The organism is Marinobacter goseongensis (assembly GCF_023156235.1).
GTDB classification, from domain to species: Bacteria; Pseudomonadota; Gammaproteobacteria; order Pseudomonadales; family Oleiphilaceae; genus Marinobacter; species Marinobacter goseongensis.
On record NZ_JAKZAI010000006.1, the window covers coordinates 129,068 to 142,724 of the forward strand.

17 protein-coding genes are annotated in these 13,657 nt (G+C 58.9%); 9 read left to right on the forward strand and 8 right to left on the reverse strand.

Annotation, left to right across the window (positions count from 1 at the left end; all coding sequences use genetic code 11):
• Window positions 1-87 precede the first annotated feature (87 nt).
• The gene (locus MLC70_RS07205) at window positions 88-561 is read left to right on the forward strand and encodes a DUF4442 domain-containing protein (protein WP_248182589.1); all 474 of its coding nucleotides are present in this window, start codon (window positions 88-90) and stop codon (window positions 559-561) included.
• On the opposite strand, the gene MLC70_RS07210 is transcribed toward MLC70_RS07205, so the two are convergent.
• The 3 genes from MLC70_RS07210 to MLC70_RS07220 form a co-directional block, all read right to left on the reverse strand.
• Window positions 562-1,188: a hypothetical protein gene (locus tag MLC70_RS07210; protein ID WP_248182590.1), complete on the reverse strand. Its 627-nt coding sequence runs from the start codon at window positions 1,186-1,188 to the stop codon at window positions 562-564.
• Between the two features lie 18 nt (window positions 1,189-1,206).
• The gene (locus MLC70_RS07215; RefSeq protein ID WP_248182592.1) at window positions 1,207-1,710 is read right to left on the reverse strand and encodes a C40 family peptidase; all 504 of its coding nucleotides are present in this window, start codon (window positions 1,708-1,710) and stop codon (window positions 1,207-1,209) included.
• Window positions 1,711-1,771: 61 nt separating this feature from the next.
• On the reverse strand, window positions 1,772-2,836 hold the full coding sequence (locus MLC70_RS07220; RefSeq protein WP_248182593.1) for an alpha/beta hydrolase: 1,065 nt from the start codon (window positions 2,834-2,836) through the stop codon (window positions 1,772-1,774).
• 133 nt (window positions 2,837-2,969) lie between these two features.
• Here MLC70_RS07220 and MLC70_RS07225 point away from each other — a divergent pair, with 133 nt between their 5' ends.
• The 5 genes from MLC70_RS07225 (at window position 2,970) to MLC70_RS07245 (ending at window position 6,046) form a co-directional block, all read left to right on the forward strand.
• A complete protein-coding gene (locus tag MLC70_RS07225; RefSeq protein ID WP_248182594.1) occupies window positions 2,970-3,284 on the forward strand; it encodes a putative signal transducing protein in 315 nt (104 codons plus the stop codon).
• Between the two features lie 71 nt (window positions 3,285-3,355).
• Window positions 3,356-3,913, forward strand: coding sequence for an RNA 2',3'-cyclic phosphodiesterase (thpR, locus tag MLC70_RS07230; protein ID WP_248182595.1), 558 nt, complete (start codon window positions 3,356-3,358; stop codon window positions 3,911-3,913).
• A gap of 14 nt (window positions 3,914-3,927) precedes the next feature.
• A complete protein-coding gene (locus MLC70_RS07235; protein ID WP_248182596.1) occupies window positions 3,928-5,460 on the forward strand; it encodes an intermembrane phospholipid transport YdbH family protein in 1,533 nt (510 codons plus the stop codon).
• Window positions 5,457-5,672 carry a YnbE family lipoprotein gene (locus tag MLC70_RS07240; protein ID WP_248182597.1) on the forward strand — a complete coding sequence of 72 codons (216 nt, stop codon included), beginning with the start codon at window positions 5,457-5,459 and terminating at the stop codon, window positions 5,670-5,672. Before MLC70_RS07235 ends, MLC70_RS07240 begins: the two co-directional genes overlap by 4 nt.
• A 29-nt stretch (window positions 5,673-5,701) precedes the next feature.
• Window positions 5,702-6,046 carry a YdbL family probable chaperone protein gene (locus MLC70_RS07245; protein ID WP_248182599.1) on the forward strand — a complete coding sequence of 115 codons (345 nt, stop codon included), beginning with the start codon at window positions 5,702-5,704 and terminating at the stop codon, window positions 6,044-6,046.
• A gap of 33 nt (window positions 6,047-6,079) precedes the next feature.
• Here MLC70_RS07245 and MLC70_RS07250 read toward each other — a convergent pair whose 3' ends face one another.
• The 5 genes from MLC70_RS07250 to rluF form a co-directional block, all read right to left on the reverse strand.
• On the reverse strand, window positions 6,080-6,571 hold the full coding sequence (locus MLC70_RS07250) for a response regulator (protein WP_248182600.1): 492 nt from the start codon (window positions 6,569-6,571) through the stop codon (window positions 6,080-6,082).
• Window positions 6,568-8,343: a putative bifunctional diguanylate cyclase/phosphodiesterase gene (locus MLC70_RS07255; protein ID WP_248182602.1), complete on the reverse strand. Its 1,776-nt coding sequence runs from the start codon at window positions 8,341-8,343 to the stop codon at window positions 6,568-6,570. The genes MLC70_RS07250 and MLC70_RS07255 overlap by 4 nt, the downstream gene beginning before the upstream one ends.
• Complete coding sequence (locus MLC70_RS07260) at window positions 8,327-8,770, reverse strand: response regulator (RefSeq protein WP_248182604.1); 444 nt, start codon at window positions 8,768-8,770, stop codon at window positions 8,327-8,329. The genes MLC70_RS07255 and MLC70_RS07260 overlap by 17 nt, the downstream gene beginning before the upstream one ends.
• Window positions 8,767-10,050: a sensor histidine kinase gene (locus MLC70_RS07265; RefSeq protein ID WP_248182606.1), complete on the reverse strand. Its 1,284-nt coding sequence runs from the start codon at window positions 10,048-10,050 to the stop codon at window positions 8,767-8,769. Before MLC70_RS07265 ends, MLC70_RS07260 begins: the two co-directional genes overlap by 4 nt.
• A 133-nt stretch (window positions 10,051-10,183) precedes the next feature.
• Window positions 10,184-11,095 (reverse strand): 23S rRNA pseudouridine(2604) synthase RluF, encoded by a 912-nt coding sequence (gene rluF / locus MLC70_RS07270; protein WP_248182607.1) that lies wholly within the window; start codon window positions 11,093-11,095, stop codon window positions 10,184-10,186.
• A gap of 238 nt (window positions 11,096-11,333) precedes the next feature.
• Here rluF and arfB point away from each other — a divergent pair, with 238 nt between their 5' ends.
• From arfB to MLC70_RS07285, 3 genes are all read left to right on the forward strand, one after another.
• Window positions 11,334-11,747 carry an alternative ribosome rescue aminoacyl-tRNA hydrolase ArfB gene (gene arfB, locus MLC70_RS07275; protein WP_248182608.1) on the forward strand — a complete coding sequence of 138 codons (414 nt, stop codon included), beginning with the start codon at window positions 11,334-11,336 and terminating at the stop codon, window positions 11,745-11,747.
• A gap of 92 nt (window positions 11,748-11,839) precedes the next feature.
• Complete coding sequence (locus MLC70_RS07280; protein WP_248182609.1) at window positions 11,840-12,826, forward strand: CobW family GTP-binding protein; 987 nt, start codon at window positions 11,840-11,842, stop codon at window positions 12,824-12,826.
• Between the two features lie 293 nt (window positions 12,827-13,119).
• Entirely contained in the window at window positions 13,120-13,656 is a 537-nt protein-coding gene (locus MLC70_RS07285; RefSeq protein WP_427902094.1) for a class I SAM-dependent methyltransferase, read from the forward strand.
• Window position 13,657: the final 1 nt, after the last annotated feature.

The following is a 13,657-nucleotide window of genomic DNA, read 5'->3' on the forward strand; positions in this document are numbered from 1 at the left end:
TGAAATGGCTTGCAATGGCTGGCAGCTGTCTTGAAGATGGCCGGCTATCCAGTATTTCCGAAACCGACCGACCACCGAGGTTTGCTGATGAATTCCACTCTTCGACGCTGGTTTACCAGCGCCGGCGCCCTGCGCCGTTTTCTGTCTACCTTTGCACCGTATCTGGGCGCCGGGGTCAAGGTGACACAGCTCGCTGATGACTTCAGCTCCGCCACGGTAGAGATGCGCCAGCACTGGTACAACACCAATTACGTGGGTACCCATTTTGGCGGCTCGCTCTACAGCATGGTGGATCCCATGTACATGTTGCTGCTGATGCGCAAGCTGGGGGACGACTACATCGTATGGGACAAGTCGGCCAGCATCGACTTCATTCGCCCGGGCAAGGGTACGGTAACGGCCCGTTTCGAGCTGACCGAAGAGCGCGTGGCGGCCATCCGAGAGGCCACTGCCAGTGGCGAAAAAATGCTGCCGGAGTGGGATGTCGACATTGTTGATGAGACCGGGGCGTGCGTCGCACGGGTGCACAAGGTGTTGTACGTGAGACGCAAGAAAGCCTGATCAGAAGCGGACGGCGAGCCCTGCGGAGGCTTCTACCTGAAAAAAGCCGTTACTCTCGAAGCGGACATTGCAGCCGCCGGAGCAGAATACCGCGCCACCACTGTCCAGCACAGTATAGAGCCCCCGCAAGTCCAGTCGCAGCCGCAGGTGGTCATTCAGCGGCCACTTGTAGCCACCGCCCAGTGACAGAGAAGCGCGGTGATGGGTGTCCAGGCCTGAGGGTTTCGGGTCCAGCCGGGTGACGCCGGCGACACCGGAAACAAACCCGCCTGTGGTTGTGCCGCCGGGAAAATAGAGACCGCCGAACTGCAATTGGGTAATGGTGAGGTCGACGCTGGTCCGGGTCGGTGTCAGTAAACCCTCGGAACTCCTCGCCGTTGTTTCCTGTCGTCCCAGATAGAGCTCCAGCTGTTTGCCGGGTTCGCTCAGGTCCACATTCAGCAACAGACCCTGGCTTACGGTGTCTTCAAGATCCACGCGTCGGTCTTCGTCGTCGGTTCGGTTGTTGACGTCGAACTCGCCACCCATGCGATAGCCGGCAAAGGGCGTAAGCTCAACCTCTGCGGTGGCGGGCAGGCTTACAAACAGCGTGGCGATCAACCCGAAACAGGTGTGGCAAAGGCGCATTAATCGGATACTCCGGCATCAGTCAAAGCGACGGGCCTCGGTGAAGCGGCCTTTCCAGTAATACCCGTTCAGCGATGATTGGGTTACACCGGACGACGTCGACGCGTGAATAAACCGGTCTCCGCCCATGTAGATCCCGGCGTGCTGCTCCTTTCCCCCGATACGAAAGAACACAAGATCACCGGGCTCAATGTCTCCCGGGTGCACGGCATCTCCGGAGGCGAGCATTTGTGAGGTGGTGCGTGGCAGTTGCTTGTCCAGGCCCTCCCGGAAGGCGGTGAGAATGAAGCCGGAACAATCAAAGCCGCGGGCGGAGGTACCGCCGTAATGGTAGGGCGTGCCCTGGTAGCGCTCGAACACCTGCCAGAGTTTCTGCGCTTTGGCGGAGTCCTGTGGCGGCGGCACCGATGCATGGGCGTAGCCGTCAGGCGATCCCTTCTGCAGAGCCTGGTTACTGGCACAGCCGCCAAGTGCTAACGCTGAAAGGCACATAATTACTAAATATCGCAACGACCTACCCATACTGGAGTCCTGACTGCCTGATCCTCATGCCAGATTATTATGGTTTCGCCGGGATGTCAGGTTACGGTTTGTGATCCTGCGGTGCTTCCAGTTGCGCCAGAAACTCGGCGATGTCGTCGAAGGCATCGTTGGCCTCTGGCAATAATGGCGTAAAAATATGCCATACGTGCACCATGCCGGGCCAGGTGTGCAGCTCAACCGGGGACGCCATGGATCGCGCTTTGGCAGCATATCGGCGGGCGTTATCCAGCAGCATCTCGGTATCGCTGGCGTGGATCAGGGTGGGCGGAAGATTGGCAAGGTTGCCCCTCAGGGGCGACGCCACCGGACTGGTCGGTGACACCCGAAAGGCGGCCAGCGTGGCCCACCAGATCACCGGCAGGGGAATCTTGGACAAACCGCCGAACACTGGCCCCAGCAGGGGGTCGCTGGCAATATTGCCGCGATTGCTGGGCGCGGTCAGGGTCAGGTCGGTGGACGGCGACAGGGCGATGGCCGCGTCGGCCTGCGGCAGGCCGCTATCCCGAATCCAGGCAATCAGGGCAAGGGCATGGCTGCCCCCTGCGGAATCGCCGGCAACAACCATGAAATCGGCTGCGGATTCGCCATCCGGGCCGTGATCCAGAAGCCATGCATAGGCTTTGCGGCAGTCTCTTACGCCGTCCATGAACCGGTTTTCCGGCATCAGGCGGTAGTCGAGTGCGAAGACCGCAGCGTTGGCAATGTGAGAGAGCCGGTCGGTAATGGCGCGATGACTGCGGGGGCTGCCCGCGGCCCAGGCGCCACCGTGAATGTAGAGCATCCGCCGCTGGCTATCCGCTCCCGGTGCCAGCACCCACTCGCCGCGGGGCTCGTCGTTGAAACGGAACGCCGAGGCCAGCGCCAGCCCTTCGCTGAGGCCGTCCATATGCTGGCGCAATGCCATCAGCCGTGCTTTGCCCCTCAACCCGCGCGATGCGTTGCCCATGTCGCGGATACGCCCGAGCACCTGTTCGTGAGCCTCGCTTGGCAGCGCTTCGCGCACGGGGTGCTCGTCCTGATCAAAATGGGAAAAGTCCTCTACTCGAAACAGGACCAGCGTAATCGCAATGATCAGCCCAACGATGGCAATCACAATCCATAACATGGCGTAGCCCGTATCCAGATGAATCCGGTAACCCCCGGAAAACTATGCTTCGACGACTCTTCAACTATGCTTCAGATAATACCCGCAGGGTGCGGCGGGTGCCTACCGGAACCATCACAGAAGGAGCAAGGCGTTGCAAATAGCCTACAGAGCCCGTGATATCACCGAGGCGCACATTGTGGCCGGTCTGATCGAGGCGAACGGCATTGAGACGTACGTTGGCGGCCTGTATCTGCAGGGGGCGATGGGTGAAATCGGCGCAGCCGGTTTCAGCAACGTTCATGTGGCGGATGAGGACCTGTACCGCGCCAGACAGGTGGTGTCGGAATACGAAGCATCGGCGCCCGAGGCTGTCGTGACCGGCGATGACGACCGCCGACCGGATTTCTACGCGCGCGGGTTCCTGCTGGCGCTGGCGATTCTCGGCCTCGTTCTGCTGGCACTCTAAAGCGTACACTTGTGCAGGCTCAAGATGGCGAGTGCCTGTCAGAACATCACCCGGGTAGATTGAGGAGCGTAATGCACCGGCTGTTTTTCGGGCTCGAGATTCCCGCCGCTATCCGGCAACGGCTGCTGCAGGTGCCTACGCCGGTTGCCGGCGCGCGCTGGCAGCGCGATGATCAGTTCCACATCACCCTGTTGTTTCTTGGGGATGTGGAGTCTGGCAGGGCGGTGAATGCCCGGGCCGCTGCCAGGGATCTCCCGCTTGAGCCCTTCGAGCTGGACGTCCACGGCCTTGGCAGCTTTGGTCCGCCACACAATCCTCGCCATGTGTGGGCTGGCGTGCAGCCGCTGAATCCGATTGCAGTGATGCATGAAGCGCTGGCCGCCCGCATCACAGGCCTCGGATTCACGCCAGAGAAACGGGGCTTTCGCCCCCATGTGACACTGGCGAGATTTGGCAAACAGCCGGGTTCCGTGGCAGCGTTGCTGGACGAATACCAGAGCTGCTCGTTCGGAAGCTTTACTGTCTCCGATTTTGTCCTGTTTGAAAGCAAAAGGGGCGATCAGGGATCCGTTTATTCCGTGGTGGAGCGCTTCGGTTTGATGAAAACCCGCCAGGGGTCATCGCCCTGATCGACAGGAGCACTATGTTGTCTTGTGATGGCCTCTCGCCATGGAAGCCCCGGGTCCACCTGGCAGTTCTGGCGATGTGCCTCGTGCTCACTCAGCCTGTCTTTGCCATGAGCTGGTCGCTGGTGCTGCAGCAGGGCCAATTTGACCTGGCGCTACCGGATATTCACTCCGGAGGCTGGTCATTTACCGGCCTTCATGCCGATGTGGTCACCGCCGTTGACGCGGATAATAACGTGGCCCGGATCCGCTTCAAGCCCGGTTCCCGCCTGCGGGCGGCACGGATCGTTCAGAACATAGCCGGTAATGGACTGCAACTGAATGATGTGCGGGTGGACCTGACGGATGTCACCCTCACCGTGGATCTGGACACTCCGGGTACCTTGCCTGAGCGCAGTTCGATAACCGGTCAAGTGGCAGTGGATATTGGCGCGCTGCACCACCCAACCCTGAACGCCCTGGGCTGGCAATTCGACGGCACGGTGAGGGGGCCCTTGAGCGACGTGAGGGTCGCGGGGCAACTAAGGGCCGATTCCGGTCTGACCGCAGAGGTCGCTGCGAGACATCGGATGGGGACGTTCCTGGTGGCCAATGTGATGATGGCCCTCGGAGGAGGGCAGGGCACAAAGGCGATGGCGGCCACATTTGTGGACTGGCCCGGGTCGCTGGAATTGAGTGCCGGCCAGATACAGTTGGAAGCTCGGGTGCACCAGGCCCCCGGCCAGCCCTTGGCGGTGCACGGCCAACTGGACTTCGACGGGGTGGGCGGCCTGATTGACCGCACCGCTGTCTCCGGCCTGAATGGGCGCCTGCTGGTCAGCCTGGAACAGGACGCGCTGGTGGCTCGTGCCCGAGATGTGGTGATCGGCCAGATCAATTCCGGTATCGGTATCGGCCCGGTGCGTGTGCTCGCAGTATATCGGGCGCCCCGGACTGAGCTTGCCGCCGGCGTTCTGGACATTCAGCAGGCGACGGCCGGATTTCTGGATGGCCGTTTGCGAGTGGCGCCTGGCTCGTTTGACCTTGCCCGACAACCCTGGCGACTGCCCATTGATGTGTACGAGGTGTCGCTGGCGAGGTTGTTGCAGGTATACCCGACGGAGGGACTGACGGGTTCCGGCACGCTCAGCGGCCGCGTTCCGTTGAAGGTCAGCGGGTCCGGTGTTGAGGTGGAGCTGGGCCGGGTGTCTGCCATGGCACCGGGCGGATTGCTGAGGCTGCCCGCCGAGCGGCTGCAGGCCATGCTGGGAAGCAGCCAGGCCATGGAGCTGGTGGTGGAGGCTTTGCAAAACTTTCACTATTCGGTGCTCGATAGCACGATAGACTACGATAACACAGGCAAGCTGGTGCTCGGTTTGCGGCTGGAGGGTGAAAACCCCGACGTCCGCGGCGGGCAACCGGTGGTGCTGAACATCAATCTTGAAGAAGACATTCCCGCCCTGCTAACCAGCCTGCAGCTGAGTGGCAGGGTAAACGAGGCGGTGACCGAACGGGTTCGGGAACGCCTGCAACAATCCGGGCAGAAGTCCGGGCAGGAGACAGTGCCATGATGAATGGATTGCGGTCGCTCCGGCCGCTCGCAGTGCGGATGTTGATGGTCATGATGCTGCCGTTGGCGATGTACGGGTGCACGCCCACGGTGCAGATGGCCGCACCGAAAGAGCCCATTACCGTGAATCTTAACGTCAAGATTCAGCATGAAATCTACGTCAAGGTCGACAAAGAGGTAGACGAGCTGTTCAGTGAACAGGGTCTGTTCTGATCGAAGCCGGCGCTTGCAAGGAGTTGATAATGAAACGATTGATGCAACTGGGTGCGGTAATTCTGGCATTTAGCCTGGCTCTGCCGGCATTTGCCATGAGCCTCGACGAGGCTAAACAGAAGCTGGAATCCGCAAAGCAGCAGGGGGCGGTGGGTGAGACGCCAGCGGGTTACCTGGACGTGGTCAAGGCCGGTGGCGAGGCCCGTGAGGTGGCGCAGGCCATCAACAGCGCCCGCAGAGACGAATACACCCGCATTGCCGAGAAACACAACATCCCGGTCACCCAGGTAGAAACCGTGGCCGGCAAGAAAGCAATCGAGAAAACGCCCCCGGGTCAGTTCGTGCTGATCGACGGTCAGTGGGTAAAGAAATAGCACGGATTGAATCCACCACCCCCGGCCCTTCGGTCAGACCGGGGGTGGTAGTGCGACCTTGAACCAGTAGTCTTCCATAACGCGGATGATTTCGATCAGGCCGTTGAACTGAAGCGGCATGCGAATCACCGACGCTGCGCCCAGCTGGTAAAGCTGTGGTGTGCTCGATGTCACATCGCGGGGGCAGAAGACGATCACCGGAATGGCCTTGATGGTCGCGGTGCCCTTGAGGCGTGTAAGAATGTCGGTGGTTGATCTGGTGCCGGTTGCCGCGGCGATCATCAGCAGGTTCGGGAGGCCGCCGTTTCGGACAGCCCGGTTAATGCTGGCTGCTTCAATGGCCTCAAACAGCTGGTCTGCATCGTCGAAAACCAAGAGTTCGTGGCCCATGCCGTTGACCTGCAGCGCGTCGCAGAGCTCCTCCCGTTCTTCCTCACGGGGTGCCAGAAGCGCGATCCTGAACGGTCTTGATGGCGAGCGGGGTTCAACCTGTCTGTCATTTCGCGGATCGGCGGGCATATTCATTGGTGATTTCGCCCCCCCGAGGACGAGAGTTGCCCGGAGACTTCGGGGCTCCGGCCCTTTTGACTCAGCGCCAGCTGCAGAGCCTGCTCTGCCGGCATGGGCTTGGCAATCAGGTAGCCTTGCCCCATCCTACACTGAATTGCGGTCAGGGCCGCCAGTTGCTCCTCAGTTTCGATGCCTTCTGCAATCACCTGCATCCCCAGGGATTCGGCCATGGTCACAATGGCGCGGCAAATGGCCGGTTCAGCCAGTGAATCCTGGCCGTCAACGGAGACAAAACTCTTGTCGATTTTCAGATAATCTGCCGGGAAATGCTTCAGGTATTTCAACGATGAATACCCGGTGCCGAAATCGTCAATGGAGATCTTGGCACCGGTTGACCGGATCTGGTCGAGCTCTTCCAGGGCGTTATCGTCTTCCGAGTTGATGTCCACCATGGTCTCTTCGGTCAGTTCGATTTCAAGCAATCTTGACGGTATGTTCTCCCTGTCGAGAACGGCCTTGACCGAAGCGCCGAAGTTGCCGGGCTTGAGCTGAACCGGGGATACGTTGATGGCAATCGGGAATTGGGTAATGCCGCGAGCTTCCCAGTCTTTAAGCAACCGGCAGGTCTGCTCGATCACCCAGGCTCCGATCGGGATGATCAGGCCGGTTTTCTCGGCGATGGGGATAAACGCGGCCGGGGACACGAAGTGTTTAACGCCACCTTCGTCCTCAATCCAGCGCAACAGGGCTTCGAATCCGATAATGGTCCGGTCGGCGAGGTTCCACTTGGGCTGCAGATAGAGTTCAAATTCATTGTGCTCCAGTGCCCGCCGCAAGCCTCTCTCGAGTTTGATGTTTTTTTCCAGCTCTGTTTGCAGCCGCGCAGTAAAACACTGCAGCCGGTTGATGCCGTGCCGTTTGGCTTCATACAGTGCTATGTCGGCCTTCTGCATCAGCTTGATCGGCGTTTTTCCGTTTTCCGGGTACAGGGCGATGCCGATACTGGCGGAGATATTGATCTCGTGTCCGCGGATGGCCGTGGGGGGTGCGATGGCATCAAGTAGCTTGGTGGCCACCAGGGCGGCATCCTCGTAGTCGTGGATTTCGTCGACCAGTATGGTGAATTCGTCGCCGCCAATTCTGGCGGCAAAATCCGAGCTACGGATCACCTTGCGGATGCGGTCGGCAATCAGGGTAAGCAGTAGGTCACCGGTCGGGTGGCCGAGGGAATCGTTGATCTCCTTGAAACGGTCAAGGTCCAGAAACAGTACCGCCAGCTTGCCGTTTTTGCGTTCGGCCCGGGCCAGAGAGGCTTCTAGCATCTCCTCGAACAGCAGGCGGTTGCCGAGCCCGGTCAGGGGGTCGCGTTTGGCCAGTCGCTCCAGATTCATTTCGGCGCGTTTGTGTTCGATGGCATGGTGGATGGTGCGTTCCAGCAGTGGGGTGGACAGCTCGTTCTTGGGCAGAAAGTCGGCGGCGCCCAGGTTGATCACTTCGTCATCAATGCGTCCGGAGTCCGCGCCGGTCAGCACCACGACCGGCTGTGGTATGTGCAACAGCGACGCTTCTTTCAAGAAGTCGATGGCGGTATCTGCGCCCAGAAAATAGTCCAACAGAAAAATGTCGTAGGCCGGATTGGTCAGGTGCTGTTGGGCTTCCTGAAAGCTTTTTACATGGGTGAGTCGAAAACGGAAGCGCTGGGAAGCCAGCAGAAGGCTTTCCAGAATGAGGAAGTCGGCACTGTCATCCTCGATGACGACAACGTTGAATTCAGTGTTCACTGGCATCAGGCAACTCCACGATGGAACACCAGTAACTGTTGAAGATTTGTATCTGGCTGACCAGTTTTTCAAAATCCACCGGCTTCGAGATGAAGGAGCTGGCGCCGAGATCGTAGCTCCGGAACACTTCTTCTTCGCGGTTCGACGTGGTCAGAACGATGATCGGCACATGTTTCAGCGCCGGGTCGTTTTTGATGGCGACCAGGCAGTCCCTACCGTCCATTTTCGGCATGTTCAGATCGAGCAGAATGAGATCCGGAAACGGGTGTTCTTTGGCGTTGTAGGGCGGATGGCGGCGCAGGTATTTCAGCAGCTCCTCGCCATTCTCCACAAAATACAGTGGATTAATGGATTTGCTTTCGTCGAAGGCCTCCTGGGTCAACATGCGATCCAGGGGATCGTCATCGGCCATTAGAATCGTGATGGGTCTCATGCGGAGAACTGCCTCATGTGATGGACGGGAAGGTCGATCTGGAAGGTTGATCCCTCGCCGATTGTACTCGTTGCGGTGATAGCGCCTCCGTGCCGTTCAACCACCTTCTTGCAGATAGCCAGCCCCATGCCGGTACCCTCGTATTCGTCCCGCCCATGGAGACGTTTGAACACCTCAAATATCTGGTCCTTGTACTGTGGATCAAAACCGATGCCGTTATCGGTCACGGTCAATCGGTAGGTTTGCTCCGAGACCGGGGCGCCGGTAATCCGGATGACCGGCGCTTTGTCCGGAGCCCGGTATTTGATCGCATTGCCGATGAGGTTCTGCACCACCTGACGCAGTTGTGAGCGGTTGCCCATCACCGTACCCTGAATATCCTTCTCGATCCGGGCATCGCATTCCTCAATTCTGAGTTGCAGGTCTCGCTCGGTTTCTTCCGTCAGTTCAGCCAAAGAAACGTCCTCATAATCACTGCTCTGTGTGGTGACCCGGCTATAGGCAAGCAAGCTGTTGATCAGGGCTTCCATACGCTCGGCCGCGTCCCGGATGTACGCCACAAACTGCTGGCCTTTTTCGTCGAAGCTGCCGTAGCGGCCGGACGAAAGCAGCTGGGTAAACGACATGAGCTTTCTCAATGGTTCCCTGAGGTCGTGGGAGGCGATGAAAGCAAACTGTTCCAGATCCTCATTTGACCGCTCCAGGGCAAGGGATTTGGCTTTTTCTTTCTCCTCCGCGGCGCGGCGGTAGGCAATTTCTGTTTCGAGTTGCCTCTTGGTTTCAAGCAGCTGCTTGACGTGGTTCTGGAGCTCATTGCGTGCGGTAAGAAGGTTGCCTTCAGATATTTTCCGCAGATTGACTTCAGACTGCAGGTCGAAGTTTGCCTGCTGGAGTTGCATTGGGCGGGGCAGGGCGAGTGCCTTGGGAATCAGCGGCCAGATCAGAATGGCAGTGAGAATGGAAACAATGGCGGTCAGGGCCTTTACAGCGCCGGAAATGTAGTAATCGCCATGCCAGATGTTCCAAACAGACAAAAGATGTGTGGTGCCACAGGCGAAGATGAACAGGGCAAACAGAACGAACATCCACTGATATTCCAGATCTTTTCGTTTGGCCATCAGAACATACAGAGCAACCGGAATGGTGAAGTAGGCTGCAGCGATCAACGTATCGGAAATCGAATGGAGCAAAACGAGATCGGGACGCCACAAGTAACAATGGCCATGCCCCATAAAGGTCAGGTCGAACCACTCACTCAGGCCATGGGTATGATCATTCACCGGTGCATCCTCATCACTGTGTTTACAGCAGGAAATTGACCGACTCAGATGGGCCTGGCTCGGCGAATTAATCCTGGCCTTTAGCATACTCCAACAGTGTAGTCTTTAAGGACGGGTTTTTCTCTGTTCCAGATCAACGCTTGACGCTGCGCTGTTTGGGTTTGGCCTGTTTTGAGCGTTTTCCGGGCCTGGCCGCGTCTCTGTTGCCGGGTTTTTTGTGTCTGGAGGGTTTCGACGTTGCGCCAGCGCTCTTCCCGGGGGATCTCCGGGTGGCGCCCTTGTCCGGTCGGGAGGCGGTCTTGTTTGCGGCGGGCGGCGCTTCCGAGGACGAATCGCGGATGGCGTCGAACAATTCCGCCAGCTCTTTCTGGGTCAGATCCCGCCATTGGCCGACCGGCAGCCCCTTCAGGCTGACGTTCATGATGCGGACGCGCTCCAGTCGGGTCACCTCGTAGCCGAAGTGCTCGCACATCCGGCGAATCTGGCGGTTCAGCCCCTGAATCAGCGTGATGCGGAAAACAAACCGCGATTCCTGGTGAACCTTGCACTTTTTGGTGACGGTGCCCAGGATCGGCACTCCGTTTGCCATGCCCTCAATAAAGGCTTTGGTGACTGGTTTATCGACGGTGACCAGGTATTCCTTTTCGTGATTGTTGCCCGCCCGCAGAATCTTGTTGACCAGATCCCCATTGCTGGTCATGAAAATAAGCCCCTGGGAGTCTTTGTCCAGCCGCCCGATCGGGAAAATCCGCTCACCATGTCCCACAAACCGCTGGATATTGTGTTTTTCCGCGCTGTCAGTGGTGCTGACAATACCCACGGGCTTGTTGACTGCGATGAACACCAGTTCGTCCTCAGACCGCGGCTCGATAACCTGGCCGTTGACCTTGACAGTATCGCCCGGCAACACCTGATCGCCCACCGTGGCGCGTTTGCCGTTAATGTAGACATTGCCCTGCTCGATGTACCGGTCTGCTTCCCGTCGCGAGCACATACCGCTTTCGCTGATGTATTTGTTGAGACGGGTGGAGGTTCCGGTGGCCATGGGTGTCCTGTAACGGTTAAACGGTGAGGCGTGTCTGATGTTCAGCGCATGATAGCAGGGTCACGGTAAGGCGTCAGTCACAGGGCAGCGGGGAGAGCGCCGCCAAAATTGTGTTATCCGCCGGTATTCTTTAAGTTAGTGGCACGCGGGAAGGGGATACTCCATCCTTCCTGATCCAGTTCCAGTGAAGGATTGCCGCCGATGCCTTCTAAAGTCTATGTGAAGCCGTGATGCCGTCATGTTGAAAATTTCCAGCGCCGTAGAACTCGCCGACTGGGAAATTGAAATAACCCAGATTCGCGCCCAGGGTGCCGGCGGGCAGAATGTGAACAAGGTGGCCTCTGCTGTGCACCTTCGTTTCGACATTCTCCGGTCGACCTTGCCGCCGTTCTACAAAGAGCGGCTGATGCAACTATCGGATCAGCGCATCAGCAAGGAGGGCATCATTATCATCAAGGCCCAGTCGTTCCGGACCCTTGAACTGAACAAAGAGGATGCCCTTGAGCGACTCAAAGAACTGATACTGGAGGCGGTCAAACAGCAGAAGGTCCGCCGTGCAACCCGCCCGACCAGGTCGTCGCAGCGCAAACGCGTTGACAAGAAAACCCGAAAGGGTAAAACCAAGGCTCTGCGAGGCAAGGTGCAGATCTGAGGCTGGCCAGGCTCACAAATTGTGAATGCCCATGCTGTCTCAAGGTGTTATAGTATAACATTCTAAAACGTCTCTCTGCCTGCGGACCGCCCATGAAACAGCCTATTCCAACCAATTTGATCCTGGGGTTCCTCGGGGTCGGGAAAACCACCGCGATACTGGACTTGCTCAGCCAGCGGCCCGAGGGCGAAGTCTGGGCAGTGCTGGTCAACGAATTTGGTGAGGTCGGCATCGATGGCGCGCTGCTGGAACGGGAGGGGGCGTTTGTGCGGGAGATTCCCGGCGGTTGCATGTGCTGTGTCGCCGGCCTGCCGATGCAGATCGGTTTGAATCAACTGATCCACAAGTCGAAGCCCGACCGCCTTTTGATCGAGCCCACCGGGCTGGGCCACCCGTCCCAGATCCTTGATACCCTGACCAGTGAGCACTACCGGGACGTGCTGGCTCTGGGGCCGGTCATTTGTCTGGTGGATCCCCGGCGGCTTGAGGACGCCCGGGTGCGCGAGAATGTGCAGTTCCGTGATCAGGTGGCAGCCAGTGACATTCTGGTGGCCAATAAAACCGATGTCTGCACAGCTGAGCAGATTGCTGCCTTTGATCAGTGGGCAGAAGCGCTGGAGCCGGCGCGGCGGGCGGTGTTTCATACCCGTTTCGGGCGGCTGGCTCCGCAGTGGCTTGAGGGCAACACCGATTTGCCGCAGGTAACCACCCCTCACGCACACCACCATCACGGGCAGCGTGCGGATGGTGAAACGCCGGTGGATATCAACGAACAGCCCTGGCAGCAGGTGACCAACCAGGGCCAGGGCCATGTCAGTGTCGGGTGGAAGATCCATCCCGAATTGCGGCTGGACGAAAACACCCTCATGGCCATGGCGATGGACGACCGACTGGCGCGCTTCAAAGCCGTGGTGCATTGCCTGGAAGGCTGGCGGGCGGTCAATGTGGCTGACGGCGCATTGTCGGTGATCGCCACCGAGGCCCGTGACATGTCGCGGGTTGAAGTGATTGCTGCCGGGGCACTGGATGCACAGGTTCTGGATCGGCAATTGCGCGCGGCGGCAGGCCTTGCGGACTAGTCATCGAGCTCTTCCGACAATTCCTGCAATACCGGTTCCATCAGCCGTTAGACCCAGGCGGAGTCGCCATTGTCCAGGGTAAGTTCAACACGCTCATAGCGGGCACCGGATCCCGAGCGATTCACGGTTGCCGGGTCATGACCGAATATCACAATGAAACCTTGTTCAGATTATCAGGAGCGTCTTTGATCGAACCGCAAACCTGCCCGGTGTGTGAAACCGGCCGGCTAAAGCCTTTTCAGCAGGTGCAAGGCACGGCGTATCATCGCTGCCCGTGGTGTGAAGCCACGGTGATGGACCCAGCCCACTGGCTTACGGCGCATCGGGAACGTGACGTCTACGATCTGCATGACAACGATCCGCACGATCCGGGTTACCGCCGCTTCCTGTCAAAGCTGACCACGCCCCTGCTGGAGCGTCTTGAAGTGGGCGCGCAGGGGCTGGATTTTGGCTGCGGCCCCGGCCCGGCGCTGGCGTTGATGCTCGAACAGGCCGGGATGAAGATAAGCCTCTACGACCCGTTCTTCCATGCTGATCCGTCGGCGCTGAATCACACCTACGATTTTGTGACCTGCACCGAAGTGGTGGAGCACCTGCATCAGCCGGCGAAGGTTTTTCGCCAACTGGATTCGCTGGTGAGGCCCGGTGGCTGGTTGGCCGTGATGACCTGTTTCCAGACCGACGACCGGCAGTTTGCCAACTGGCATTACCGCCGGGATCCCACCCACGTGGTATTTTACCGGGAGGCCACTCTGGCATGGCTGGCGCGGGTGCATGGCTGGCAACTTGAGGTGCCGGCGAAGGATGTTGCCCTGTTCCGCAAAGCCTGAC